A 25810-nucleotide genomic window follows, 5' to 3' on the forward strand; every position below is an offset into this window, starting at 1 on the left:
CTCCCAGTGACTTCCTTCGACACCTCCCCGCAACTGAACGTCTGGCGCGCACTGCTGGCGCTGGCCGTGGTGTTCGTGATGCTCGCGACCACCGGCTGGACCGCCCTGCGCATCCACCGGGAGTCGACCGCCCTGCAGGCCTCGCTCGCCAAGTGGCGGCACGGCAGCATCCACGGCCTCCATCTGCCGGACCCCGAGGCCGCACCGGCCCGGCTCAGCCGTTTCTTCGCCACCCTCGGCCCCGAGGACCAGAGCCGTCTCGCCCACCGCTACCCGCTCGCGGTGGGCAACATGAACGGGGCGCCCGTCGACCTGCGCTACCGCGCCAACCACATCGCGCTGGACCAGGCCCGCAAGGTCGAGAAGAAACGCATGCACGACACCCGCCTCAGCACGGCCGGGCACCAGGACGCGGGCCGTCTCATGCACCGCTACGAGTCCCTGCTGACCCCCGACCGGCAGATCCTGGCCTTCGACCCCGAGGGCTCGGGCCGTATCGCGGAGGTGTTCGGGGACCTGAACAAGGCCGAGCGGATCTCGGTCGTCGTCCCCGGCGTCGACACCGATCTGCTCACCTTCCAGAAGACCTACCGCCCGTACACCGCCCCGGTCGGCATGGCCAAGGCGCTGTACGCGGCGGAGCGCGCGCAGAGCCCCTCGACCCGGACGGCCGTGATCGCCTGGGCCGACTACACCGCCCCCGACGGCCTCGGCGTGGACGCGGCCACCGGACTGCGCGCCGAGGAGGGCGCCGTACGGCTGAACGCCCTGCTGGGCGGCCTGCCCGGCCGGGCCCCGGTGGCGATGGTCTGCCACAGCTACGGCTCGGTGGTCTGCGGAGTAGCCGCGCACACCCTGCCCCGCCGTGTGACCGACATAGCGGTGGCCGCGAGCCCCGGCATGCGGGTCTCCAACGCCTCCCACCTGGACACCAGGGCCCGGGTGTGGGCCATGCGGGACGCGACCGACTGGATCCAGGACGTGCCGTATCTGGAGCTCGGCGGGCTCGGGCACGGCGCCGATCCGGTGTCCTCGGGGTACGGCGCGCGCGTGCTGTCCGCCCGGGACGCTCAGGGCCACGCCGGCTACTTCCAGCCGGGCACGGACAGTCTGCGCAACCTCGCCGACATCGGCATCGGGGCGTACGACGCGGTGACGTGCGCGCATGAGAACAACGCGTGCCGGACCGGTCTGTCTGACGCGTCTATGGCCGGACGCGCGTAGAAACAGCAGGAAGTGCGGTCTGCGCGGGTGGCGACGGAGGAGGACGTGCCGCATACGATGAGCCGCATGGGTGACGTACTGGCGGGTTTTCATGCCGTCTGGGAGTTCGAGTCCGACTCCGTGCTCATCCGTTACGAACGGGGGATTCGAACACCGAAGTTGTTCCAGGCGCTGGGGGAGAGGCGCGTCCCGCTGTCCGCGGTCGAGGGCGTGACGCTCGAACCGGGCAAGCGCGGCACCGTCGTCCTGCGGTTGCTGCCGCGCGCCGGCGCCGATCCGCTGATGGAGGCGGCGGACGGGCAGCTGAAGGAGGGCTCCGATCCGTACCGTCTGGTGCTGCCTGCCGAGCGGGAGTCGCTCGCCGAGTACTACGCGGACGAGCTGAAGGGGCTGTTGACCGAGTCGGGGCCCGCCGACCGCCATCTGGTGGCCGCGCCCGAGGCGCCGCTGCACTTCAAGGCGTACGACGGCAAGGCGAGCTTCGACGGTACGGCCGTGCAGTTCCGCTGGTCCTGGACGGGCGCGTCCTCGGCCAAGTGGAAAGCCGGTGACCAGAGCTTCTCCGTCGCCGATCTCAGCGGGGTGCAGTGGCGGTCGCCGGAGGTGTTCGAGGGGCATCTGCGGCTGATCAGGCGCTCGGCCGACTCGACGGCGGCCGTGCAGGCCGACCAGGATCCGGCGGCGGTGGTGTTCGGGCTGGGGTACGGGCCGGTGCACGAGTCGTTGCCGTTCGCCGCGGCGGTTCTTGCGACCGTACGCACTCGGGGGCCGGTACCCGCGGTACCGGCCCCGTCACGGAGGGACCCCGCCGACATCGCCGAACGGATCCGGCATCTCGGGGAGTTGCATCAGGCCGGGCTGGTCACCGACGAGGAGTTCTCCTCCAAGAAGGCCGAGCTGCTGGCGGAGCTGTAGTCACTCCCTGCCCGCAGAGGTGAAGGCCATGTCCGCGTAGCGCTCGCCTGCCACCTTGGCCGCGATGGGCTCCAGTTGGGCGAGTTCCTCGGCGGTGAGGGTGAGGGCGGTCGCCGCCACGTTCTCCGCCACGCGGCCCGGCTTGCGGGTGCCCGGGATCGGGACGACCGGGAGGGTGTCGGTCGTGGCGCGCTGGTGCACCCAGGCCAGGGCGATCTGGCCGGGGGTGGCGTCGTGGGCCGCGGCGATCGTGCGCAGGGGCGCCAGGAGGGCCGCGTTGGCGTCCGCGTTGGCACCGGTGAAGCGGGGCTGACCGCGGCGGAAGTCGTCGGCGGTGAGCTCCTGTTCGGCGTGGGTGAAGGAGCCGGTGAGGAAGCCGCGGCCGAGCGGCGAGTACGGCACCAGGGCGACGCCCAGGTCACGCGCGGCCGGTACGACCTTCGCCTCGATGTCCCGGCTGAACAGGGACCACTCCGACTGCACGGCCGCGATCGGGTGCACGGCGTGCGCGGCGCGCAGCTCGCCGGCGGTGACCTCGCTCAGCCCGAGGTGCTTGACCTTGCCCTCGCGGACCAGCTCCGCCATCGTGCCGACGGTGTCCTCGACGGGGACGCGCACATCGCGGCGGTGCATGTAGTAGAGGTCGATCACCTCGACGTCGAGCCGGCGCAGGCTGGCCTCCACGGCCTCGCGGATGTACGGCGCGTCGTTGCGGATGATCCGCCGGGTCGGGTCGTCCTTCGGGATCGACAGGGCGAACTTGGTGGCGATGACCACCTCGTCCCGGTGGGCCTTGAAGAAGGGGGACAGGAACCGCTCGTTGTCCCCGTCGCCGTAGGCGTCCGCCGTGTCGTACAGCGTCACGCCCAGTTCCAGCGCCCGCTCCAGCGCGGCGCGCGCCTGGCCGGCGTCCGTGGGGCCGTACGCGAAGCTCATGCCCATGCAGCCGAGGCCCTGTACGCCGACCTCCGGTCCGCCCTCGCCGAGCCGTACCGTCGGAATCCTGGCGTCGGTCATCGCGTGGTCCCCTCCATCGCGTAGTAACTGATCTTCCGGTCGAGCACGGCCAGCGTGTCCCGCAGTTCGGCGATCCTGTTCAGGACGTCCCGGCGGGTCGACTCCAGCAGGGCCTGCCGCTCCGAGTAGGTGCTCTCGCCCTCCCGGACCAGCTCCGCGTACCGGACCATGTCCGCCACCGGCATGCCGGTCAGCCGCAGCTTGGTCACGAAGTCCAGCCAGTCCAGGTCCTGGTTGCTGTAGCGCCGCTGACCGGTGTGCGAGCGGTCGACGTGCGGCATCAGGCCGATCCGCTCGTACCAGCGCAGGGTGTGCGCGGTCAGACCGGTGAACGCGACGACCTCGCTGATCGTGTAGCGGTCCTGGCCCTCGGGTCGTGGATGGCGCCTGGGCGGGGCGGAGCAGATGTCGGCGGGGGCCGTTCGTTCGGTGTCCGCTGGCGTGGTCTGCATCACCGTCATGACCTCCACGCTATGACCTTGGAGTGCACTCCAAGCAAGCGGATCCGGTAAGAAATCCGCAGGACGCGGGCCCGGGGGCGGGGTTAGCGTGCCGGGCATGAGTCTTGCGCGGCGGGCCCTGCCCGAGGATGCCGGTGAAGTGCTGCGTCTGCGGCAGATCATGATCGACGCGCTGTGGGGCGCGGGCGATGGCGGTCCGACCGACTGGCATTCCGAGTCCCTGCCGACACTGCGTGAGCGGCTCGGCGCGGCCGACGGGGGCTTCGCGGCCTTCGTCGTGGACCATCCGGACCGGCCGGGGGCACTGGCCGCGCTGGCGGTCGGGACGCTGGAGTACCGGATCGGGAAGGCCGGCAATCCGCACGGGCGGGTCGGGCATGTGTTCAGCGTGGCGACCGACCCGGACGCCCGGCGGCGCGGGTACGCGCGCGCGTGCATGGAGGAGCTGCTGGGCTGGTTCCGGGAGCGGGGCGCGGGGCACGTGCTGCTCAACGCCTCCCCGGAGGCCGAACCGCTGTACGCCTCGCTCGGCTTCACGCGCGATCCCGACCCGTCGATGCGGTTGCCGCTGTGAGCCGCATAGGCTCGGCACCATGTCGTTGAACAGCCTGACGAGCTTGGCGTCGATCGAGAACTGGCCCGTCCCCACCGCCGCGGCGGGCGTCGTACGTGCGGACGGGACCGTCCTCGGGACGCACGGACCCGTCGGGCACCGTTTTCCGCTCGCCTCGGTCACCAAGCCGCTGGCGGCCTACGCGGCACTCGTCGCGTACGAGGAGGGCGCGATCGAGCTGGACGAGCCGGCCGGGCCGCCCGGGGCGACCGTCCGCCACCTCCTCGCGCACACCTCCGGGCTGGCCTTCGACGAACACCGGGTGACGGCTCCGCCCGGGGAGCGGCGGCTGTACTCCAACGCCGGGTTCGAGCAGCTCGGCGACCACATCGCCAAGGCCACGGACATTCCCTTCGCGGAGTATCTGCGGCAGGCGGTGCTGGAGCCGCTGGGGATGACGTCCACGTCGCTGGCGGGCTCCCCGGCGAAGGACGGCGTGTCCACGGTGACCGATCTGCTGCGGTTCGCGGCGGAGGTGCAGATGCCGCGGCTGCTGGATCCGCGGACGGTCGCGGAGGCGATGAGCGTGCAGTACCCGGGGACGAAGGGGGTGCTGCCGGGGTACGGGCACCAGAGCCCCAACGACTGGGGGCTGGGGTTCGAGATCCGCGACTCCAAGTCACCGCACTGGACGGGTGGTTCGTCTTCCCCTCGTACCTTCGGTCACTTCGGGCAGTCCGGTACGTTCCTGTGGATCGATCCGGAGGCGGGGGTGGCCGGGGTCGCGCTGACGGACCGGGCGTTCGGACCCTGGGCGATCGAGGCGTGGCCGGTCTTCACGGACGCGGTGCTGGCGGAGCTGCGCGGCTGAGGCCGGCCGCGGCCGGGCGGGGGCGGGTTACGCCCCCATCTCCCACATGAGCAGTTCCGCCGGCGTCTCCCCCACCGCCTCCCACCCCTGCGGGTCCGTAAGACGGGCCGCATCACCTGGTCCGAGGGTCTCCCCCGCCAGCGCGACCTCGCCCCGGACCACGTGGACGTACACGTGCGCCGCGTCCGGTACCGCCGTGCGCTCCCCGGCCACCAGGCGGCGAACGTGGAGCATCGCGCCCGCTGCCGGTACCGCGTACGGCGTGGAGTCGGCGATGCCGGGAACGATCTCGTACGACGGCACCCCGCCGGGGTCCCGTGGGGCCAGCCACATCTGGACGAAGGTGAGCGGCGACGACCCGTCGTTGCGTTCCACGTGGCGGACGCCCGCCGCCGAACTGAGGCGCTGGACGTCGCCGGGGCGCACTCTTGTCTCATGGCCGGTGGAGTCTCGGTGGGTCAGCTCGCCCTCGACCACCCATGTGACGATCTCGGTGTGGCTGTGCGGGTGTTCGCCGAAACCGGCGCCGGGCGCGAGCCGCTCCTCGTTGCAGGCGATCACCGCGCCGAAGCGCAGGTTGTCGGGGTCGTAGTGCGGGCCGAAGGAGAAGGCATGCCAGGACTCGATTCCGGCCTCGGGGTCGCCCCCGGGGTAGCGCTCACCGGCGCGCCGTACGTCCATCACGCGCACCACGGTAGACCCGTGGAACACCGCGCGGTCCCCTCACCCCTGACCCGGCGGCGCACGTCGGCGTCCGGATAAGGCAGTCTTGTCCCCGTGCCCGAACCCGAATCCCGCAGCAGCGAGCCGCACGCCGTTCACCACGCACACGACGTCCACCCGCACTCCGCGACCCTGAAGCGGCTGGAGAAGTCCTCCGGGTCCCTCGCCGCGCAGGCCATCGCGCGCATGGACGAGACGCTGTCGTGGTACCGGGCCATGCCCCCGGAGAACCGGTCCTGGATCGGGCTCGTGGCCCAGGCGGGCATCGCGGCCTTCACCGAGTGGTTCCGGCACCCGGACGCCCCGCAGGCGATCTCCACCGACGTGTTCGGGACCGCGCCGCGCGAGCTGACCCGGGCCATCACGCTGCGGCAGACCGTGGAGATGGTGCGGACCACCATCGAGGTCATGGAGTCCGCCATCGACGAGGTGGCGGCGCCGGGGGACGAGGGCGTGCTGCGTGAGGCGCTGCTCGTCTACGCCCGGGAGATCGCCTTCGCCACCGCGCAGGTGTATGCCCAGGCCGCCGAGGCACGCGGTGCCTGGGACGCCCGGCTGGAGTCGCTCGTCGTGAACGCCGTACTGAGCGGGGAGGCGGACGAAGGGGCCGTCAGCCGGGCCGCGGCGCTCGGCTGGAATTCGCCCGAGCATGTGTGTGTCGTGCTCGGGACCGCGCCCGACGGGGACAGTGAGCTGACCGTCGAGGCCATCCGGCGGGCCTCCCGGCATGCCAAGCTGCAGGTGCTCACCGGTGTGCTCGGGGACCGGCTCGTCGTCATCGCGGGGGGCAGTTCCAATCCGCTCGCCGTCGCCAAGTCGCTGATCGGGCCCTTTGCCGCCGGGCCGGTGGTCGCGGGGCCCGTCGTACCGGATCTGCTGGCCGCCACGCGGTCCGCGCAGGCCGCCGCCGCGGGTCTGAAGGCGTGTTCCGCCTGGCAGGACGCGCCGCGGCCGGTGCTGGCGGACGATCTGCTGCCGGAGCGCGCGATCGCGGGCGATCCGAGCGCCCGCGAGCAACTGGTGGAGGAGATCTACAGACCACTGGAGGAGGCGGGCTCGGCGCTCCTGGAGACCCTGAGTGTCTACCTTGAGCAGGCGAGCAGCCTGGAAGGCGCCGCCCGGATGCTCTTCGTTCACCCGAACACCGTGCGCTACCGGCTCCGACGTGTGACTGACGTCACCGGCTGGTCGCCATCGGATGTACGATCCGCGTTCACACTGCGGATCGCGCTCATCCTGGGGCGTCTGGCCGACGGCGAGGCCCCGGCATAGGGTTTTGTCGGGGGCCTACAAAAGCCCTTCGTGTTCTTCGTCCCTGTCCTCACGGGCGGCCGTGGCCGTCCCCAAGAGAGAGTGTGAGAGTGCTCGTACTCGTCGCTCCCGGCCAGGGCGCCCAGACGCCCGGCTTCCTGACCCCCTGGCTGGATCTGCCCGGTGTCCAGGACCGTCTGCGTGACTGGTCCGCCGCCCTCGATCTGGACCTGCTGCACTACGGCACGAACGCCGACGCGGACGAGATCCGTGACACCGCGATCGCCCAGCCGCTGCTGGTCGCCGCCGGTCTTCTGTCCGGCGCGGCACTCGGTGACATCTCCGGGATCGCGCCGGCCGCGGTCGCCGGTCACAGCGTCGGCGAGATCACCGCCGCCGCCTTCGCGGGCGTCCTGGACGACGAGGACGCCCTCCGCCTGGTCCGCAGGCGCGGGCTGGCGATGGCCGACGCCGCCGCGATCACCGAGACGGGCATGTCGGCGCTGCTGGGCGGCGACCGCGAGACCTCCGTGGCGCATCTGGAGAAGCTGGGCCTGACCCCGGCGAACATCAACGGCGCGGGCCAGATCGTCGCCGCGGGCACGCTGGAGCAGCTCGCCGCGCTGAACGAGGACAAACCCGAGGGCGTCCGCAAGGTCGTCGCGCTGAAGGTCGCCGGCGCCTTCCACACCCGCCACATGGCTCCCGCCGTCGAGACGCTGGCCAAGGCCGCCGCGGAGCTGACGCCCGCCGACCCCACGGTCCGTTACATCTCCAACCGGGACGGCCAGGCCGTCGCGACCGGCGCCGAGGTCCTGGAGCGGCTGGTCGGCCAGGTCGCCAACCCGGTGCGCTGGGACCTGTGCATGGAGACGTTCAAGGAGCTGGGCGTCACCGCGCTCATCGAGGTGTGCCCGGGCGGCACGCTGACCGGCCTGGCCAAGCGGGCGCTGCCCGGCGTCAAGACGCTGGCCCTGAAGACCCCCGACGATCTCGACGCGGCCCGTGAGCTCATCTCCGAGCACGCAGGTTCCTAAGGAGCCGTACATGGCGAAGATCAAGCCCAGCAAGGGCGCCCCGTATGCGCGCCTCCTCGGCGTCGGCGGCTACCGGCCGACCCGGGTGGTGCCCAACGAGGTGATCCTCGAGAAGATCGACTCGTCCGACGAGTGGATCCGCTCGCGCTCCGGCATCGAGACCCGGCACTGGGCCGGTCCCGAGGAGACCGTGGCCGCGATGGCGATCGAGGCCTCCGGCAAGGCGATCGCCGACGCCGGCATCGACGCCGAGCAGATCGGCGCGGTCGTCGTCTCGACCGTCTCGCACTTCAGCCAGACCCCGGCCATCGCCACCGAGATCGCCGACAAGCTGGGCACCGACAAGGCCGCCGCCTTCGACATCTCGGCCGGCTGCGCGGGCTTCGGCTACGGCCTCACCCTCGCCAAGGGCATGGTGGTGGAAGGTTCCGCCGAGTACGTGCTCGTGATCGGCGTGGAGCGGCTCAGCGACCTGACCGACCTGGAGGACCGGGCCACGGCCTTCCTGTTCGGCGACGGCGCCGGCGCGGTCATCGTCGGTCCCTCGCAGGAGCCGGCCATCGGCCCGACCGTGTGGGGCTCCGAGGGCGACAAGGCCGAGACGATCAAGCAGACCGTCCCCTGGGACCGGTTCCGGATCGGCGACCTCGGCGCGCTGCCCGTGGACAGCGAGGGCAACATCAAGTTCCCCGCCATCACGCAGGAAGGCCAGGCGGTGTTCCGCTGGGCCGTGTACGAGATGGCGAAGGTCGCCCAGCAGGCGCTGGACGCGGCCGGGATCAGCCCGGAGGAGCTCGACGTCTTCATCCCGCACCAGGCCAATGCGCGGATCATCGACTCGATGGTGAAGACTCTCAAACTGCCGGAGCATGTCACGGTCGCCCGGGACATCCGCACCACCGGCAACACCTCGGCCGCCTCGATTCCGCTCGCGATGGAGCGGCTCCTGGCGACCGGGGAGGCGAAGAGCGGTGACACCGCTCTTCTCATCGGGTTCGGGGCGGGTCTCGTCTTCGCCGCCACGGTCGTTACCCTCCCCTAGGCACTCCGTGCCGGATCTTGTGATCGGGCACGGCAGCAATCGCCACAAACCGTTTGAACATCGAGTACATCGAAGAAATCGAAGAAGGAGCGCCAACATGGCCGCCACTCAGGAAGAGATCGTCAAGGGTCTCGCCGAGATCGTGAACGAGATCGCTGGCATCCCGGTTGAGGACGTCCAGTTGGACAAGTCCTTCACCGACGACCTGGACGTCGACTCGCTGTCCATGGTCGAGGTCGTCGTCGCCGCCGAGGAGCGCTTCGACGTGAAGATCCCGGACGAGGACGTCAAGAACCTCAAGACCGTGGGCGACGCGACCAAGTACATCCTCGACCACCAGGCCTGAGCCATCCCTTAGGCCCCAGGCTGCAAGGCCCCGCCACCCGGCGGTGGCGCCGTAGAATCCCGTATCCGTTGGAGAAAGAATTCCCGTGAGCCCGACCAATCGCACCGTGGTCGTCACCGGTATCGGCGCAACCACACCGCTGGGTGGCGACGCAGCCTCGACCTGGGAGGCTCTGATCGCCGGCAAGTCCGGTGTCAAGCCTCTGGAGCAGGAGTGGGCGGCCGATCAGGCCGTCCGTATCGCGGCCCCGATCGCCGTGGAGCCCACCGAGGTCATCCCGCGGCCGCAGGCTCGCAGGCTGGACCGTTCGGCGCAGTTCGCGCTGATCGCCGCTCAGGAGGCCTGGAAGGACGCGGGCTTCACCGACAAGGCCGGAGAGGACGGCAACGTCGACCCGGACCGGCTCGGCGCCGTCATCGCCTCCGGCATCGGCGGTGTGACGACCCTGCTCGACCAGTACGACGTGCTCAAGGAGAAGGGCGTCCGCCGCGTCTCCCCGCACACCGTCCCCATGCTGATGCCGAACGGCCCCTCGGCCAACGTGGGCCTGCTCGTGGGCGCCCGCGCGGGCGTGCACACGCCGGTCTCCGCGTGCGCCTCCGGTGCCGAGGCCATCGGCTACGCCATCGAGATGATCCGCACCGGCCGCGCCGACGTCGTCGTCGCCGGCGGTACGGAGGCCGCCATCCACCCGCTGCCGATCGCCGCGTTCGGCAACATGATGGCGATGTCCAAGAACAACGAGAACCCGCAGGGTGCCTCGCGTCCCTACGACGTCGACCGCGACGGCTTCGTCCTCGGCGAGGGTGCGGGCGTGATCGTCCTGGAGTCCGCCGAGCACGCGGCCGGGCGCGGTGCGCGCGTCTACGCCGAGGCGGTCGGGCAGGGCGTCTCCGCCGACAGCCACGACATCGTGCAGCCGGAGCCCGAGGGCCGCGGCATCTCGCACGCGCTGCAGAACCTGATGGACAACAACGACCTGGACCCGGCCGAGATCGTGCACGTCAACGCGCACGCCACGTCGACGCCGGCCGGTGACATCGCCGAGCTGAAGGCGCTGCGGAAGGTGTTCGGCGACGACGCGGACCACATGGCGGTCTCCGCGACCAAGTCGATGACCGGTCACCTCCTCGGTGGCGCCGGCGGCGTGGAGTCGGTCGCGACCGTACTCGCGCTGTACCACCGGGTGGCGCCGCCGACGATCAACCTCGACAACATCGACCCCGAGGCGGAGGCCAACGCCGACGTCGTCCGGGGCGAGGCCCGGAAGCTGCCCGTCGAGGGCCGCATCGCCGCGCTGAACGACTCGTTCGGGTTCGGCGGGCACAACGTGGTGCTGGCGTTCCGCACCGTCTGAGAACGTGCATGAGGGCCCCTGCCGACCGGCGGGGGCCCTTTCTCGTACCCGGACGCGCAAAGGCTACGGAACCTCACACCACCTGGTGCAGCCAGCGGACCGGCGCGCCCTCGCCCGCGTACCTGAAGGGCTCCAGTTCGTCGTCCCACGGCTTGCCCAGGAGCTTGGCGATCTCCGCTTCCAGGTCGGTCTCCTCGCGCTGAGCGCGGGTCAGGGCCGCGCGCAGGCGGTCCTCGGGGATCAGGATGTCGCCGTGGATGCCAGTGACGGCGTGGAAGATGCCGAGGTCGGGGGTGCAGCTGTAGCGCTCGCCCTCGGCGGTCGGGCAGGGCTCGGCGGTGACCTCGAAGCGCAGGAGATGCCAACCGCGCAGCGCGGAGGCCAGCTTGGAAGCCGTGCCGACCTGGCCCTGCCAGGAGAACTCGGAGCGCCAGGTGCCGGGGGCCGCGGGCTGCCGGATCCAGTCGAGGCTGACGCGCGTGCCGAGCACCCCGGCGACGGCCCACTCGACGTGCGGGCACAGCGCGCGCGGCGCGGAGTGCACGTACAGAACTCCACGTGTCGTCACCGGAACCTCCGGGCAGAGCGGGACATCTTGCGGACGGGCTGGCGGCTGTGGCGCGACGGCCGCGTTGATGGCGAGGCTACCCTGCGGCGGTGCAAGGAGTGTGACGTACCGTCGGTCCCGCTGCCAGGAAACCTTCGCCATTCACCCAGGGGGACGCTTGTACGGGGGTGGTCCGTTCCAAGGCGCCCGGTCGGGAACCCTCGCACGTTGTTATGGGAGGAAGCACCCGGAACACCGGATTCGACGACGAGGGGATCACCAGGGGATGCGGAAGCGAAGCAGCCGTGGGCGAGCCGCTCTCGCCGTCGTGGCGGCCGCGGTGCTGGGCGTGGCCGGCTGCGACGCCGGGGACGGGGGCTCTCCCGCGTCCAAGGGCGCCAAGGATCGCGCCTCCAGACCCGTGCCGCTGTGGAACCGCAGCCCGGCCTCGATCGCCGCGGTCGGCGACTCCATCACGCGCGGCTTCGACGCGTGCACGGTGCTGTCGGACTGCCCCGAGGTGTCATGGGCGACGGGCAGTGACGCGAAGGTCGACAGCCTGGCGGTGCGGCTGCTCGGGGTGGCGGGCGCGGCGGAGCGCAGCTGGAACTACGCGGAGACCGGCGCCCGGGTGGCGGACCTGCCGGAGCAGATGTCCCAGGCGGCGGCCCGCGACCCGGAGTTGGTGACGGTGATGGTGGGCGCGAACGACGCCTGCCGGTCCTCGGCGCGGGCGATGACCTCGGTGGCCGACTTCCGAGCGGACTTCGAGGAGGCGCTGCGCACCCTGCGTGCGGCCCGGCCGAAGACGCAGGTGTACGTGGCGAGCGTGCCGAACCTGAAGCGGCTGTGGTCCGAGGGGCGGACCAATCCGCTGGGCAAGCAGGTGTGGAAGCTCGGCATCTGCCCGTCGATGCTGTCCGACGCGGACGATCTGACCAGCGCGGCCGTGGTGCGCCGGGACCGGGTGCAGCAGCGGGTGATGGAGTACAACAAGGTGCTGAAGGAGGTCTGCGCCAAGGACCGCCGCTGCCGCTTCGACGGAGGCGCGGTCTACGACTACAGCTTCGGCACGGACCAGCTCAGCCACTGGGACTGGTTCCATCCCAGCAAGGACGGCCAGGCCCGGCTCGCGGCCATCGCATACCGGACGATCACCGCGGCCAATCCGGTTGCCTAGGACACCGGTCGCCTACTGTTTTCCACATGAGCGAACTTTTCGGCACACTATCCGACGGCACCGAGGTTCATCGCTGGACGCTGCAGCGCGCCGGGACGCGGGTGGAGGTCCTGACGTACGGCGGGATCGTGCGGTCGGTGCGGGTGCCGGACCGGGAGGGCCGGACGGCCGACGTGGTGCTGGGCTTCGCCGGCCTGGACGGCTATCTCGCGCACCCGGAGCCGTACTTCGGCGCCCTGGTCGGCCGGTACGCCAACCGGATCGCGCACGCCCGCTTCCCGCTGGACGGCGCGGTCTACGCCCTGGAGCCGAACAGCGGCCCGAACTCCCTGCACGGCGGCGGGCGCGGTTTCGACAAGCGGGTGTGGGCGGCGCAGCCCGCCGGGCAGTACGGGGTGCGGCTGCGCCGGGTGAGCCCGCACGGGGAGGAGGGCTTCCCGGGCCGGGTCGAGGTGTCGGCGACGTACTCGCTGGATGCGTCCGGAGCGCTGCGGATCGCGTACGAGGCGGTCACGGACGCGCCGACGGTGATCAGCCTCACCAACCACAGCTACTTCAACCTGGCCGGCTCGGGCCATGCGGGCGGGCACGAACTGCGGCTCGCCGCCTCCCGTTTCACCCCGGTCGACGCGGATCTGATTCCGACGGGGGTCCTGGCGGACGTGAGCGGCTCCCGGTTCGACTTCCGCACCTCGCGCAAGGTCGGCTCGGGCTACGACCACAACTTCGTCCTGGACAAGGGCGTCACCGCCGCCCCGCAGGAGGTCGCCGAACTGCACGACCCGGCCTGCGGACGAACCCTGACGGTGTCGACGACCGAGCCGGGCCTCCAGCTCTACACGGCCGAGCATCTCGGCGAGCCGTTCGCGCCGGGCGACGGCATCGCCCTGGAGACCCAGCACTTCCCGGACTCACCGAACCGGCCCGAGTTCCCGGGCACGGTGCTGCGTCCGAGCGCGGTGTTCCGATCGGAGACGGTGTACGCCTTCTCGACGCGCTGAGCTGCGGCACCCCAAGGGCCGTGGGGAACCGCGCGACCAGCCACGACGGCGCCGCAGACGAACGACGGCCTGTCACGGCCCAAGCTGAGCACCGCGCATCCGCTTGGCCGCCTTGCCCGGCAGAGACCGGCTCCGGCCGACCTTGGCGCCGGCCGGGATCACCTGGAGCAGCTGCGGGATGGTGGTCGCGGCGGCCAGGGCCATGCCGAAGGGCAGCGCCGCGGCGGTCATCAGCGCACCGAAGCCGAAGGAGTCGCCGTACGCGCCCCAGCCGGTGCCCTTGTGGAGCAGATGACCGGTGGCGGCGAGGGACAGCAGGACCAGCACGCCGTTGAGACAGGCGGCCTGCGTGGCCGCCTTGCGGGCACCGGGCAGATGGGCGGCCGGGGAGCGCCGCGACGAATCCGAGGGGCTTCTGCGTGATGCCGTAGTGGACGCCGCCGAAGGTGAGCGGGATGCCGAGGACCATGCCGTAGGCCATGGGCTTGGACTTGGCCTGGATCTTCAGCACCAGATCGCGCTGGTCCGGCGTGAGCCGGGGGTCCAGCCGCATCCGGCCCTCCCCGACGTGCTGGGCGGACTGCTGCGGAGGACAGGGCTGTTGCGGCGGATACGGCTGCTGAGGGGCGTGGGCTGCTGAGGGGCGTGGGCTGTTGCGGAGCATACGGCTGCTGCCCGTACGGTCCCGCGGGCGGCTGCTGGGACCCGTAAGGGCCCGGCCGTGGCGGCCCGTACGGACCCGGCTGTCGCGGCCGGCCTGGATACACGCTGTCTCTCCCCCGTACCCGGTCTCTCCGGTAGCCGCGGGCCGGGAGTCCGCCATACGGCTCGGTGGCCATGAGCCCCGGTCCAGGGGTCAGGTCCCGGACCGGGGCTGCTCGTGGGGGACTTGTCCCGGATCAGACGTTAATAGGCGCGCTGAGCCTGCGGTCCGCGATCGAGCGTCCGGCGGCGATCTCGTACGAACCCTTCACAAACGCCCACGCCTTCGCCTTCTCGTCCCAGATCTCGAAGGCCCGGCGCGGCAGGGCGACGGTCACCTCGGCACTCTCGCCGGGAGCGGCCTCGGCGGAGGCGAAGCCGGCCAGCAGCCGGGCCGGGCGCTCGGGGTCGGGCTCGGCCGGGGAGACATAGACCTGGACGACCTCGCGGCCCGGCCGCGCACCGGTGTTGCGCAGGCGGATCCGCGCGGTGGTGCCGTCGGCCTGCAGTGCCTCGTAGGTCCAGTCGGTGTAGCCGAGGCCGTGGCCGAAGGGGTACGCCGGGGTGCGGCCGGCCTTCTCCCAAGCGCGGTAACCGATGAACACACCCTCGGTGTACGGCAGTTCACCGTCCGTCGGGGTGACCTTGGTGACCGGCGCGTCGGCGAGGGAGCCCCAGGTGGTGGGGAGCCGGCCGCCGGGCTCGTGGGCGCCGGTGAGGACGTCGGCGAGGGCGGCGCCGCCCTCCTGACCGGGGAACCAGCCGAGCAGGACGGCGGCCACGTCCTCGCGCCAGGGCAGTTCCACCGGAGAGCCGGAGTTGACGACCACGACCGTGTTGCGGTTGGCGGCTGCGACCGCGCGGACCAGGTCGTCCTGGCGGCCGGGGAGCCTCAGGTCCGTACGGTCGAAGCCCTCGGACTCGACGCGGTCGGTGGTGGCGACCATCACGACGGCCGTGTCGGCGTTGCGCGCCGCCTCGACGGCCTCGGCGATCAGCTCGTCGGGGTCGCGCCGCGGGGCGGAGTGGGCGAGCGCGAAGGTGATGACCTTCATGGGGATGCCCTCGGGGAGCCGGACGACATGGGTGAGGGAGACGTCGACCGGTTCGCCCGCGGTGAGTTCGGTCTGGGCGCGGGGTACGGGGGCGCCGAAGAACGCCTCGAAGGGGTCGTCCTTGTCGGAGCGCTGGACGTCGTCGTAGTACGTCGCCCCGTCGACGGTGAGGGTGAAGGCGCCCATGCCCTTGATGCCGAAGGTGTGCGGGCCGGACTCGCGGGGGGTGAAGGTGCCGGTCAGCTCGACGGTGTGGAGGGTGTGGTGTGCGACGCCGTCGGGAAGGTCCGAACCCATCCACTGGATCAGGCCGCCCGGGGCGGACCGGGTGCCGATGACGGTGCCGTGGGCGTCCCGGCAGACCGCCTTGAGCGTGAACCCCCGGTCGGCGACGGCGAGTTCGGTGGCCGGGTCGGCGCCGACGGCGTAGGTGAGAGTGCCTTCGGGGAGGGCGGCGGTGAGGCCGTCCAGTGGGGAGACGACGCGGGCCGGGAAGACGGTGGCGGAGCCGCCGCCGAGGACGCGGGCGTCGCGGGCGGCGGCGCCGATCAGCGCCACCGTGCCGTTCGGCCGCAGCGGCAGGACGGCATGCCCGTTGACGCTCTCGTTGCGGACGAGGACGAAGGAGCGGCGGGCGATCTCACGGGCGAGGGCCTCGCCGTCGACGGGCGCGGGCGGTTCGGCTACGACGGGTTCGGCGCCGTCGAGGATCCCGACGCGGGCGGCGAGCCGCAGCACACGTCGTACGGCGGCGTCGACGGTGGCCTCGGCGACCTCGCCGTCCCGGACGGCCTGTGCGAGGGCTTCGCCGTAGACGGTCCGCGGGCCGGGCATGGCCACGTCCAGGCCGCCGTTTGCGGCACCGACCGTGTCCCGGGCGGCCATCCAGTCGGAGACGTTGAAGCCGTCGAAGCCCCATTCGCCGCGCAGGACTTCGTTGACGAGGTGGTGGTGCTCGGTCATCGTCGTGCCGTTGACCGTGTTGTAGGCGGTCATGATGCCCCAGGGGCGGGCGTTCTCGACGATGGCCTCGAAGGGGGCCAGATACAGCTCGCGCAGGGCGCGTTCGGAGACCAGGTTGTTCACGGTGAAGCGGTCGGTCTCGGCGTCGTTGGCGACGAAGTGCTTGACGGTGGTGCCGACTCCGCCGGACTGGACGCCACTGACATAGCCGCTGCCGATCGCCCCGGTCAGATACGGGTCCTCGCTGTAGCACTCGAAGTGCCGGCCGCCGAGCGGGGAGCGGTGCAGGTTGACCGTCGGCGCGAGCAGCACGTGGACGCCCTTGCGCCGGGCCTCCTGGGCGAGCAGCACGCCTGCCCGGCGGGCGAGTTCGGGGTCCCAGGTGGCGGCGAGCGCGGTGGGCGAGGGCAGGGCGACGGAGGGGTCGTCCGCGGTCCAGCGCACGCCGCGGACGCCGATCGGGCCGTCGGACATCACGAGCGGCTTGAGGCCGATCTCGGGCAGGGCGGGCAGGATCCACATGTCGTGCCCGGCCAGCAGCCGCGCCTTGGTGTCCAGGTCGAGCGTGCCGAGAGCGGCCTCGACGGCCGCCTCGCGGGCCGTGTCGGCCGGGGTGGGCCGGGATCCCGCCATCGCAGTGCCTCCTCGTTGCAGTCCGTGCAGGTGCCTCCATCGTGCAACGGTCGCCTGTAGAGCGGTAGGTTTCGTTAGCTTGTCGTTATATTTCACCGATCTGCATGCCGTACGGTGGCGCCATGAACGCGAGGGTCAGGAGCGGGGAGCGGCGGGCGGAGATCGTCGGGGCCGCACTCGAGGTGATCGCCGAGCGTGGTTACCGGGGGGCGAGCCTGGCCGCGGTCGCCGAGCGCGTCGGTCTCACCCAGCAGGGGCTGCTGCACTACTTCCCCACCAAGGACGCGCTGCTGGTGGCCGTGTTGCAGGAGCGGGACCGGTGGGACGCGGTGCCGGACACGCGGTGGCGGATGGATCTGCTGGCCTCGCTGGTGGAGTACAACGCGATGCGGCCGGCGATCATCCAGACCTTCTCGGCGCTGCTCGGGGAGAGCGTGACGGAGGATCATCCGGCGCGGAACTACTTCACCGAACGGTACGCCCGCGTCCGCGAGTCCATGGCGACGGTGCTGCGCGCCGAGTACGGCGACCGCCTGCCGAACGGCCTGACACCGGAGCGGACAGCTCCGCTGCTTGTGGCTGTCATGGACGGCTTGCAGTACCAGTGGCTCCTGGATCCCGAGGCCGTCGACATGCCTGGTGCGTTCCGGGACTTCCTACGGCTGCTGGGCGAGCCGGTGGCCGACGGCACCGCGGCTCCCTGACCCGCGGCCGGCGAACCGCCCGCACCCGGGCGCCGCCTACTCGCGCTCCTCTCCCAGCAGTTCGCGAGTGAGCAGCGTCGCGCCCGCCACCGCGCCCGGCATCAAGAACACCGCCACGAACGGGATCAGGAAGGCCAGGCCGAGGGGGGTGCCGAAGCCCCAGATCAGGCGTTTGCGGGTGCGGAGGAGGGTGAGGCGGGCGTGCAGTTCGACGCCGCGGCGCTGGAGGGCGACGGCCGTCAGTTCCTCGGCGAGGAAGAAGCCGGTGACGAAGAACCCGAGCACGGGGACGACGGTCTGGCCGACGAAGGGCAGGAAGCCGAGGGCGAAGAGCAGCACGCCCCACAACATGGCCCGCACCAGGACGCGCAGACTGTCCCGGGCCGAGATCCACAGGTCGCGCCAGAGCGGCAACGAGGACTGCGGGGCGGTGCCGTCGGGCGAGACGTCGGCGTCGACCTTCTCCGACAGGTGCTCGTAGAAGAGCTGGCCGACCAGCAGGGTGACCGCCGTGAACGTCAGGACCGACAGCAGCAGGCCCAGGACGAAGAGGACAGCCGTCAGAAAGCCGCGGAACAGGCCCTGCCAGGGGCTGGACCAGTCGTCCGCGAACGGTGTCGCCCAGGTGACCGCGTCTTCGCCCCACACCGCGAGCACGACCAGCGCCGCCGTGTAGAGGACCAGGGTGATCAGCCCGGGCAGCAGCCCGAAGCCGTACTGACGGCCGTGCCGGGCCATCCAGCGCTGGCCCTCCAGCAGACAGCGGAATCCCACCCCAAGATCACCCATGGGGAAAAATTTACCGATGCTCAGCCGGCCAGCATACGGCGCAGCAGATCACGCAGGGAACTGCGCTCCTCCGCCGAGAGGCCGGCGAGCGGCTCGCGGGCGAAATGGAGGCCTTCGCGCAGGTCACGGGCGACGCTCAGGCCCTCCTCGGTGGCGGCGGCCACCTTCACCCGGCGGTCCGCCGGATCGGGACGGCGCTCGACCAGCCCTCGGGACTCCAGCCGGTCCACTATCCCGGTGACGTTCGACGGCTCGCACTTCAGCTTCTGCGCCAGCTTCCGCATCGGCAGCGGCTCCACCGAGAGCAGGCTGAGCAGCCGGGCCTGCGGTCCGGTCAGCGCGTGCTCGCCCGCCGCCTCCTCGTAGTCCGCGTAGAAGCGGGCCACTACGTCCCCGATGAGTTCGACGACCTCCATGGTGAGGGCGTCGGGACGGTGGGTCTTCGGTGGTGTGGCCATACCCGCCAGGATACCCGCTTACTTGACATCATGAAATATTGAAGCGCATGGTTGTTTCAGGTTCTGAAGTAATAGGAAAGGCGTCGCCATGATCAACCGCGAGTGGCACCTGCTCAGCCGCCCCGTCGGCTGGCCCAAGCCCGAGGACTTCGCCCTCGTCGAGACCCCGGTCCCGACCCCCGGTGAGGGCCAGGTGCTGGTGCGCAACAAGTACCTCTCCGTCGACCCGTACATGCGCGGCCGCATGAGCGCCGCGAAGTCGTACACCGCCCCCTTCGAACTGGGCAAGGTCATGCAGGGCGGCGCGGTCGGCGAGGTGATCGAGTCCAACGCCGAGGGCATCGAGGTCGGCGACCACGTCCTGCACTTCTTCGGCTGGCGCGAGTACGCGGCCATGGACGCGAAGCACGCCGTCAAGGTGGGCCCGACGGCCGGACCGGCCGTGAAGGCGGAGACGCAGGACGTGCCGCTGTCGGCATTCCTCGGCGTCCTCGGCATGACCGGCCTGACCGCCTACGCCGGCCTGCTGCGCACCGCCTCCTTCAAGGAGGGCGACATCGTGTTCGTCTCCGGCGCCGCGGGCGCCGTGGGCAGCGAGGTCGGCCAGCTCGCCAAGCTGCTGGGCGCCTCGCGGGTCATCGGCTCGGCCGGCTCCGACGAGAAGGTCAAGCTGCTCGTCGAGGAGTACGGCTTCGACGCCGCGTTCAACTACAAGAACGGCCCGGTCGCCGAGCAGCTGCGCGCCGCCGCGCCCGACGGCATCGACGTCTACTTCGACAACGTCGGCGGGGACCATCTGGAGGCGGCCATCGGGTCGCTCCGCGAGGGTGGCCGTATCGCCGTCTGCGGCATGATCTCGGTCTACAACAACACCGAGCCCGCACCCGGCCCGAGGAACCTCGCCCGGCTGATCCAGACCCGGGGCCGCATCGAGGGCTTCCTGGTCGGTGACCACTACGACCTGCAGCCGGAGTTCGTCCAGAAGGTCGCGCCCTGGGTCGCCTCGGGCGAGCTGAAGTACCGCGAGACCGTCGTCGAGGGCATCGAGAACAACCTGGAGGCGTTCCTCGGGGTCCTGCGCGGCGACAACATCGGGAAGATGATCGTCAAGCTCTGAGGCCCCGGCCGGTCTTCCCCGTTGTTTCCGGCATGCGGTAACTTCTTTCCGAAATCCGTCGTCGATCGTGGGCGCGAGTCGCGGCGGACCGAGGAGGAAGAAACCGCATGCCCATCACGCAGTCCGATGTCCTGTACACCGCCGTCGCCACCGCCGAGAACGGCCGTGACGGCCGGGTCGCCACGGATGACGGCCGACTCGACGTCGTAGTCAACCCGCCGAAGGAGATGGGCGGCAGCGGGGCCGGGACCAACCCGGAGCAGCTGTTCGCCGCCGGGTACTCCGCCTGCTTCCAGGGGGCGCTGGGGGTCGTCGCCCGGCAGGAGGGAGCCGACATCTCCGGCTCCACCGTTACCGCGAAGGTCGGTATCGGCAAGAACGAGGACGGGTTCGGGATCATCGTGGAGATCTCGGCGAGCATTCCGAACGTTTCCGCCGAGCTGGCTCGGGAGCTGGTCGAGAAGGCGCACCAGGTGTGCCCGTACTCGAAGGCGACGCGTGGAAACATCACCGTGACGCTGGTCTGACGAGCCTCGTTTCTGACTACGGAGGCCGCACCCTTGGACGTGGGGTGCGGTCTCTTTTCAGCGGGGTGCGTGTGCCGGGTGCGGTGTGTTTTCGGGCGCGGGTTGTGGTGGGTTGCCCGCGCTCACGCGGCGGTAGGCGCATATCAAACACAGCCCCGCGCCCCTCAGGCTGTCATCGCCGCCCGGTGTACCACGCGCACGAACCCGTCGTTCTCCGGTGCCGCTCCACCCGGGAAGGCCATCCGGCGGCGGGTGTAGCCGTAGGCCAGGCCGCTGCGGGGGTCGGCGAAGGCCTGGGAGCCGCCTGCGCCGCTGTGGCCGAAGGCGCCGGCACCCAGGACCGGGTGCCACATGTCCGCGGTCGCCTGGAAGCCCAGGCCGTACGACTTGTGGGCGCGGGCCACCAGGTCGTAGCCCACGGAGTGGATCTGGCCCACCTCGGCCACCGTGTCCGGCTTCAGCAGGGGCGGCCGCTCGTCCAGTTCGCTGATCGCCGCCGCGTACATCGTCGCGAGCCCCCGTGCGGAGGCGACGCCGCCCGCCGATGCCGGGCCCTTGGCGCGTACGAGGCGGGAGTTGACGTAGTCCGCCAACGTGCCCGGCTCCGGGACGTGGGTGTTGAAGGCGATCGAGCCCAGGGTGTGCGGGCCGGTCGGCTGGGCGGCCAGCAGGGCCTGCTGCTCCGGGGTCGGGAGCATCGGCTGCACCGAGCGGAAGCGGGAGTCCTCGGACTCGGGCAGCCCGAGGAAGAAGTCCGTCCCGTACGGCGCGCGCACCCGCTCCTCGTAGACCTCCTGGAGCGTGTGGCCCGTGGCCCGGCGCACCACCTCGCCGGTGAGCGCGCCGATGACCAGCGCGTGGTAGCCGAAGGCCGTTCCCGGGCGCCAGAACGGCTTCTGGTCGGCGAGCCGTTCGGCCATCGCGCGGTCGTCGGCCATCTCCTCGGCGGAGAACCCGGCGTCGATCCCGACGAGGCCCGCCCGGTGTGCCAGCAGATCCCGGAGGGTCACCGCGCCCTTGCCCTCGGTGGCGAACTCGGGCCAGTAGTACGTCACTTTGCGGTCCAGCTCCAGCGTGCCGTCCTGCACCAGGAGCGCGACCACCAGGTGCGCGGCTCCCTTGGTGGACGAGAACACGCCGTACAGCGAGTCCGCCTCCGTGCCAGCCCACAGGTCGACGACCCGCCGCCCGCGCACATAGGCGCACAACTGGCCCTCGTAGTCGTCGCGTTCCCCGGCCACGAAGGCGGCGAACTCCTCGCGCACCGTCTCGAAGCCCTCGGCGACCGTGCCGTGGACGGTGATCTGCTGCGTCATCCGCTCTCCTCAACTGAGCCGCTGCTCGCTGCTCCCCCTCAGCACAACGCCCGTTCCCGCTTCGGACGTTCCCGAGACCGGTACGGCGCGATGTACCTGTTCGACTCAACCACCGCGAGGGCTCCGGGGTGTCATCGCTGCCCCGGATGGCGGATGGCGCGGGGTGGCGCGCGGACGGCGCACGGCAGGGCTCAGGCGCACCACCAGAGGAACCGGGTGCAGGTCTTCGTGGGAGAGGGCGTCGGGGCCGGAGCGGATGTCGTCGGGGCGCTGGACGGGGTGGGGGCCGGACGGGACGTGGGCGGGGTCACCGGGGCCTTGGAGGCGGTGCCGGAGCCCGTCGTTGCGGCCTGCCGCGTGGTGCCGGTGTCCTTGGCGGCGGGCGACTTGGCGTGCTTGTCCTTCGGGGACTTGGCGGCGGAGGCCGAGGCGTCCGGGGAGACGGAGGCGCCCAGGTTCGCGCCGGAGGCGTCGGAGGCCGGGTCGGCCGTCGCACCGGGAGACGCGGAGGACGCGGCGCCGTCGGCCGCGGTGCCCCCCGATGTGCCCGGCTGTCCGCTGGAGAAGGGCGAGAAGGGTGCGTCCGTGCCGAGTTCGGCGAGGCTGAGGCCGCTCGCGGCCAGTATGAAGCCCGCGGTGAGCACGACGGTACGACGGCGCCTGCGCCGGTGCGCGGCGGCCTTGCGGTCGCGGCGGCTGGCGTCGGCGTCGGCGGGGCCGACGGTGACGGCGCCACGCCCCCTGCGCCGGGCCGCGCGGCCACCCGGCTCGGGATCACCCGCGGACCCAGCCGCGGATTCCGGGTCACCGTGCGGCTCCGCTTCCTCCCCCGCGGCCCCGGCCGACGCGTACCGCTCTCCCGCGGCCTCGGCCGACCCGTACTGCGCTCCCCCGCTCCCGACCGACCCGTACTGCTCTTCCCCGGTCCCGGCGGACCCGTACCGCCCTCCCGCGGCCCCGGCCGACGCGTACTGATCGTCCGCGGCCTCGACCGGCGCGTAGTGCTTTCCCGCGGCCTCGGCCGACCCGTACTGTGCTCCCGCGGCCTCGGCCGACCCGTACTGTGCTCCCCCGGCCCCGGCCGACCCGTACCGCTCTCCCGCGCTCCCGGCGGACCCGTACTGTGCTCCTGCGGCGTCGGCCGACCCGTACTGTGCTCCTGCGGCCCCGGTGGACCCGTACCGCTCTCCCGCGCTCCCGGCCGACCCGTACTGCTCTTCCCCGGCCCCGGCGGACCCGTACCGCTCTCCCTCGGCCCCGGCCGACCCGTACTGATCGTCCACGCTCCCGGCCGACCCGTACCGCTCTTCCCCGGCCCCGGCCGACCCGTACCGCTCTCCCTCGGCCCCGGCCGACCCGTACTGATCGTCCGCGGTCTCGGTGGGCTCGTAGCGCTCTTCCGTGGTCTCGCTGCGCGCGTGCTGCTGGGGAATGCGATAGCCGTGGGTGTCGTACGCCTGAGGCGGGTACCCCTGGGGCATGCCGTGGCCCGGTGCCTCACCCGTGCCCGCGTAGGCGTGCGCGACCGGCGCTTCCGCGGCGGAGCGCGCCGGAGTCCCGCACCCGGGGCAGGTCAGGGCGCCATTGAGGTGCCGTTGGCACGGGTGACAGTAGTCCATGACGCCGGAAGACTAGATTCCCCATGGGTCAGGTTCCTAGGCACCTCTGTGAAGGTTTCGTAGAGCAGCGAAATTATTCTCGAAAGGCTTGTCGAAACCGTTACCTGTTCGACCCATTGACACCCCGACCGCCCCGTCCTTACTGTCACGCCAGCATTTCGAACGTGTGACGAAATCTCGAACAGCTGAGGGGCAACCACCGTGCGCATCACCGGAATCAGCACACACGTGGTCGGCACACCGTGGCGCAACCTGACCTATGTCCAGGTGCACACCGACGAGGGGCTCACGGGAGTCGGCGAGACCCGGATGCTCGGTCACACCGACGCGCTGATCGGGTATTTGCGGGAGGCCGAGCCCCATCACATTCTGGGTTCCGACCCGTTCGCCGTCGAGGATCTCGTCCGCCGGATGAAGTACGGCGACTACGGCCGGGCCGGTGAGATCGTCATGTCCGGTATCGCGGTCGTCGAGATGGCCTGCTGGGACATCAAGGGCAAGGCGCTGGGCGTGCCGGTGTGGCAGTTGCTCGGCGGCAAGGTGACGGACAGGGTCAAGGCGTACGCCAACGGGTGGTACACGACCGAGCGAACGCCGGAGGCCTATCACAAGGCCGCGCAGGGGGTTGTGGAGCGCGGATACCGGGCGCTGAAGATCGACCCGTTCGGCACCGGGCACTTCGAACTCGACCACAAGGAGACCCTGTACGCCGTCTCGCTCATCGAGGCCGTACGGGACGCGATCGGCCCGGACGCCGAGCTGATGCTGGAGATGCACGGCCGCTTCTCCCCCGCCACCGCCGTCCGGCTGGCGAAGGAGATGGCGCCCTTCAAGCCCGCCTGGCTGGAGGAGCCGGTCCCGCCGGAGAACCTGAAGGCGCTGGAGAAGGTGGCCGCCAAGGTGGACATCCCGGTGGCCACGGGTGAGCGGATCCACGACCGGATCGAGTTCCGCGAGCTGTTCGACAGCCAGGCCGCGGACATCCTCCAGCCCGATGTCGGGCACATCGGCGGCATCTGGGAGACCCGGAAGCTCGCCGCCACCGCCGAGACGCACTACATGCTGGTCGCCCCGCACAACGTCGGCGGGCCCGTGCTCACCGCAGCCTCCCTCCAAGTCGGCTTCACCACACCGAACTTCAAGATCCTGGAGCACTTCAACGACTTCGCGGACGCGGAGATCAAGAAGGTGGTGAAGGGCGCGCCGCAGGTCGACCCGGAGGACGGGTGCTTCCATCTGTCCCACGCGCCCGGACTCGGGGTCGAGCTGGACGTCGACGCGGCCGCCGAGTTCCCGCAGCAGCAGGCCCGGTTCGACCTGTGGGCCGAGGGCTGGGAGCAGCGCAAGCCCAAGGAGACCAAGTGAGCGGCGCCGTCGTCGTCGAGGCCCCGGGCCGGCACCGGCTCGCCGGGCACACGCCCCGCGAGCCCGGCCCGGGCGAGGCGCTGGTGGCCGTGCACGCGGTCGGCATCTGCGGCAGCGACCGCGAGGTGTACCAGGGCAACCGGCCCGAGGGGTACGTCCGTTATCCGCTGACGCCGGGCCACGAGTGGTCGGGAACGGTCGCACAGGTGGGCCCGGGTGTCCCGGCGTCCCTCGTCGGCCGCAAGGTGGTCGGCGAGGGCTTCCGCAACTGCCAGGTGTGCGACCGCTGTCACGCGGGCGAGACCACGCTGTGCACGGCCGGGTACGAGGAGACCGGGTTCACCCAGCCGGGTGCCATGGCCGGCACGCTCACGCTGCCGGCCCGGCTGCTGCACGTCCTGCCGGACGACGCCGACCTCACCGCCGCCGCCCTGCTGGAGCCGGCCGCCTGTATCGCGGCCGCGGCGCTCAAGGCGAACGCCCTGCCGGGCGAGCGGGTCGCGGTGGTCGGCACGGGCACACTCGGGATGTTCGCCGCGCAGTTCCTGAAGGCCGTCTCACCGGCGGAGCTGCTCGTCGTGGGCACCCGGGGCGACCGGGAGGCGCTGTCCCGGCGGTTCGGGGCGAGCGACTTCCGGCTCAAGGACCAGACCCTCCCGGACGACTTCGACGTCGTGATCGAGACCGCCGGGTCCGCGTCCGCCGCGCGCACCGCCGCCTCCCTGCTCAGGCGCGGCGGACGCCTGGTCCTCACCGGTATCCCGGCGCCGGGCGCGGACGGGCTCGACCCGACCGATCTCGTCGTACGACAGCTGGAGGTGCACACCGTCTTCGGGGCTCCGCCGGCCGCCTGGGCGCACACCGTGCGGGTGTTCGGCGCCGGGCTGCTGGACCCGCTGCCGCTGGTCACGCACGAGCTGCCGCTGACCGAGTTCCCGCAGGCCATCGAGCTGGTGGGGGCCGGTGATCCGAAGGTGGGCAAGGTGCTGCTCCGCCCGTAGCCGTACGCCGGCCGGGGCGTGACCTGACGGCGCCCC

The 25810-nt window shown here is 71.4% G+C and carries 27 protein-coding genes; 17 read left to right on the plus strand and 10 right to left on the minus strand.

Annotated features, from left to right (window positions below; translation table 11 throughout):
• Positions 1–6: 6 nt before the first annotated feature.
• Positions 7–1224 carry an alpha/beta hydrolase gene (locus AV521_RS18195; RefSeq protein ID WP_076089507.1) on the plus strand — a complete coding sequence of 406 codons (1218 nt, stop codon included), beginning with the start codon at positions 7–9 and terminating at the stop codon, positions 1222–1224.
• 66 nt (positions 1225–1290) lie between these two features.
• A complete protein-coding gene (locus AV521_RS18200; RefSeq protein ID WP_076089592.1) occupies positions 1291–2139 on the plus strand; it encodes a DUF4429 domain-containing protein in 849 nt (282 codons plus the stop codon).
• On the opposite strand, the gene AV521_RS18205 is transcribed toward AV521_RS18200, so the two are convergent.
• Both AV521_RS18205 and AV521_RS18210 read right to left on the minus strand, forming a co-directional pair.
• Complete coding sequence (locus AV521_RS18205; protein ID WP_076089508.1) at positions 2140–3156, minus strand: aldo/keto reductase; 1017 nt, start codon at positions 3154–3156, stop codon at positions 2140–2142.
• Positions 3153–3617, minus strand: coding sequence for a MerR family transcriptional regulator (locus AV521_RS18210; protein WP_076089593.1), 465 nt, complete (start codon positions 3615–3617; stop codon positions 3153–3155). The genes AV521_RS18205 and AV521_RS18210 overlap by 4 nt, the downstream gene beginning before the upstream one ends.
• 97 nt (positions 3618–3714) lie before the next feature.
• Here AV521_RS18210 and AV521_RS18215 point away from each other — a divergent pair, with 97 nt between their 5' ends.
• Together AV521_RS18215 and AV521_RS18220 are read left to right on the plus strand one after the other, a co-directional pair.
• Positions 3715–4191, plus strand: a complete 477-nt coding sequence (locus tag AV521_RS18215) for a GNAT family N-acetyltransferase (protein WP_076089509.1) — start codon at positions 3715–3717, stop codon at positions 4189–4191.
• Positions 4192–4210: 19 nt separating this feature from the next.
• The gene (locus tag AV521_RS18220) at positions 4211–5041 is read left to right on the plus strand and encodes a serine hydrolase (protein WP_076089510.1); all 831 of its coding nucleotides are present in this window, start codon (positions 4211–4213) and stop codon (positions 5039–5041) included.
• Between the two features lie 27 nt (positions 5042–5068).
• On the opposite strand, the gene AV521_RS18225 is transcribed toward AV521_RS18220, so the two are convergent.
• A complete protein-coding gene (locus tag AV521_RS18225; RefSeq protein ID WP_076089594.1) occupies positions 5069–5722 on the minus strand; it encodes a pirin family protein in 654 nt (217 codons plus the stop codon).
• Between the two features lie 96 nt (positions 5723–5818).
• On the opposite strand from AV521_RS18225, the gene AV521_RS18230 reads away from it, so the two are divergent.
• From AV521_RS18230 to AV521_RS18250, 5 genes are all read left to right on the plus strand, one after another.
• A complete protein-coding gene (locus AV521_RS18230) occupies positions 5819–7036 on the plus strand; it encodes a CdaR family transcriptional regulator (protein WP_076089511.1) in 1218 nt (405 codons plus the stop codon).
• 89 nt (positions 7037–7125) lie between these two features.
• Entirely contained in the window at positions 7126–8052 is a 927-nt protein-coding gene (locus AV521_RS18235) for an ACP S-malonyltransferase (protein WP_076089512.1), read from the plus strand.
• Positions 8053–8062: 10 nt separating this feature from the next.
• On the plus strand, positions 8063–9094 hold the full coding sequence (locus AV521_RS18240) for a ketoacyl-ACP synthase III (RefSeq protein WP_076089513.1): 1032 nt from the start codon (positions 8063–8065) through the stop codon (positions 9092–9094).
• Between the two features lie 97 nt (positions 9095–9191).
• Positions 9192–9440 (plus strand): acyl carrier protein, encoded by a 249-nt coding sequence (locus tag AV521_RS18245; RefSeq protein ID WP_076089514.1) that lies wholly within the window; start codon positions 9192–9194, stop codon positions 9438–9440.
• A gap of 85 nt (positions 9441–9525) precedes the next feature.
• Positions 9526–10797 carry a beta-ketoacyl synthase gene (locus tag AV521_RS18250; protein WP_076089515.1) on the plus strand — a complete coding sequence of 424 codons (1272 nt, stop codon included), beginning with the start codon at positions 9526–9528 and terminating at the stop codon, positions 10795–10797.
• Between the two features lie 73 nt (positions 10798–10870).
• On the opposite strand, the gene AV521_RS18255 is transcribed toward AV521_RS18250, so the two are convergent.
• Positions 10871–11365: a DUF3145 domain-containing protein gene (locus tag AV521_RS18255; RefSeq protein WP_076089516.1), complete on the minus strand. Its 495-nt coding sequence runs from the start codon at positions 11363–11365 to the stop codon at positions 10871–10873.
• 265 nt (positions 11366–11630) lie between these two features.
• On the opposite strand from AV521_RS18255, the gene AV521_RS18260 reads away from it, so the two are divergent.
• On the plus strand, positions 11631–12524 hold the full coding sequence (locus AV521_RS18260) for an SGNH/GDSL hydrolase family protein (RefSeq protein ID WP_076089517.1): 894 nt from the start codon (positions 11631–11633) through the stop codon (positions 12522–12524).
• 26 nt (positions 12525–12550) lie between these two features.
• Positions 12551–13525 carry an aldose epimerase family protein gene (locus AV521_RS18265; protein ID WP_076089518.1) on the plus strand — a complete coding sequence of 325 codons (975 nt, stop codon included), beginning with the start codon at positions 12551–12553 and terminating at the stop codon, positions 13523–13525.
• Between the two features lie 72 nt (positions 13526–13597).
• Here the strand turns inward: AV521_RS18265 and AV521_RS18270 are convergent, their stop codons facing one another.
• On the minus strand, positions 13598–13852 hold the full coding sequence (locus AV521_RS18270) for a hypothetical protein (protein ID WP_076089519.1): 255 nt from the start codon (positions 13850–13852) through the stop codon (positions 13598–13600).
• Positions 13853–13856: 4 nt separating this feature from the next.
• Here AV521_RS18270 and AV521_RS18275 point away from each other — a divergent pair, with 4 nt between their 5' ends.
• Positions 13857–14165, plus strand: coding sequence for a hypothetical protein (locus AV521_RS18275; RefSeq protein WP_076089520.1), 309 nt, complete (start codon positions 13857–13859; stop codon positions 14163–14165).
• A 259-nt stretch (positions 14166–14424) separates the two neighbouring features.
• On the opposite strand, the gene AV521_RS18280 is transcribed toward AV521_RS18275, so the two are convergent.
• Positions 14425–16878: a glycoside hydrolase family 3 protein gene (locus AV521_RS18280; RefSeq protein WP_076089521.1), complete on the minus strand. Its 2454-nt coding sequence runs from the start codon at positions 16876–16878 to the stop codon at positions 14425–14427.
• 104 nt (positions 16879–16982) lie between these two features.
• Between AV521_RS18280 and AV521_RS18285 the strand changes: the two genes are divergently transcribed.
• Positions 16983–17582, plus strand: a complete 600-nt coding sequence (locus tag AV521_RS18285; protein WP_076089522.1) for a TetR/AcrR family transcriptional regulator — start codon at positions 16983–16985, stop codon at positions 17580–17582.
• A gap of 36 nt (positions 17583–17618) precedes the next feature.
• Here the strand turns inward: AV521_RS18285 and AV521_RS18290 are convergent, their stop codons facing one another.
• On the minus strand, positions 17619–18371 hold the full coding sequence (locus tag AV521_RS18290) for an EI24 domain-containing protein (protein WP_076089523.1): 753 nt from the start codon (positions 18369–18371) through the stop codon (positions 17619–17621).
• 20 nt (positions 18372–18391) lie between these two features.
• Positions 18392–18829: a MarR family winged helix-turn-helix transcriptional regulator gene (locus AV521_RS18295; protein WP_076089524.1), complete on the minus strand. Its 438-nt coding sequence runs from the start codon at positions 18827–18829 to the stop codon at positions 18392–18394.
• Positions 18830–18917: 88 nt separating this feature from the next.
• Here AV521_RS18295 and AV521_RS18300 point away from each other — a divergent pair, with 88 nt between their 5' ends.
• Positions 18918–19946 (plus strand): NADP-dependent oxidoreductase, encoded by a 1029-nt coding sequence (locus AV521_RS18300; protein WP_076089525.1) that lies wholly within the window; start codon positions 18918–18920, stop codon positions 19944–19946.
• A 107-nt stretch (positions 19947–20053) separates the two neighbouring features.
• Positions 20054–20473, plus strand: coding sequence for an organic hydroperoxide resistance protein (locus tag AV521_RS18305; protein WP_076089526.1), 420 nt, complete (start codon positions 20054–20056; stop codon positions 20471–20473).
• Between the two features lie 164 nt (positions 20474–20637).
• On the opposite strand, the gene AV521_RS18310 is transcribed toward AV521_RS18305, so the two are convergent.
• Both AV521_RS18310 and AV521_RS18315 read right to left on the minus strand, forming a co-directional pair.
• Positions 20638–21789, minus strand: coding sequence for a serine hydrolase domain-containing protein (locus AV521_RS18310; RefSeq protein ID WP_076089527.1), 1152 nt, complete (start codon positions 21787–21789; stop codon positions 20638–20640).
• A 191-nt stretch (positions 21790–21980) separates the two neighbouring features.
• Positions 21981–23270, minus strand: coding sequence for a hypothetical protein (locus tag AV521_RS18315; RefSeq protein ID WP_256725591.1), 1290 nt, complete (start codon positions 23268–23270; stop codon positions 21981–21983).
• Between the two features lie 339 nt (positions 23271–23609).
• Here AV521_RS18315 and AV521_RS18320 point away from each other — a divergent pair, with 339 nt between their 5' ends.
• Positions 23610–24773: a mandelate racemase/muconate lactonizing enzyme family protein gene (locus AV521_RS18320; protein ID WP_076089528.1), complete on the plus strand. Its 1164-nt coding sequence runs from the start codon at positions 23610–23612 to the stop codon at positions 24771–24773.
• On the plus strand, positions 24770–25774 hold the full coding sequence (locus AV521_RS18325; RefSeq protein ID WP_076089529.1) for a zinc-binding dehydrogenase: 1005 nt from the start codon (positions 24770–24772) through the stop codon (positions 25772–25774). Before AV521_RS18320 ends, AV521_RS18325 begins: the two co-directional genes overlap by 4 nt.
• Positions 25775–25810 lie beyond the last annotated feature (36 nt).

This window comes from Streptomyces sp. IMTB 2501, assembly GCF_001953885.1.
Taxonomy (GTDB): Bacteria; Actinomycetota; Actinomycetes; order Streptomycetales; family Streptomycetaceae; genus Streptomyces.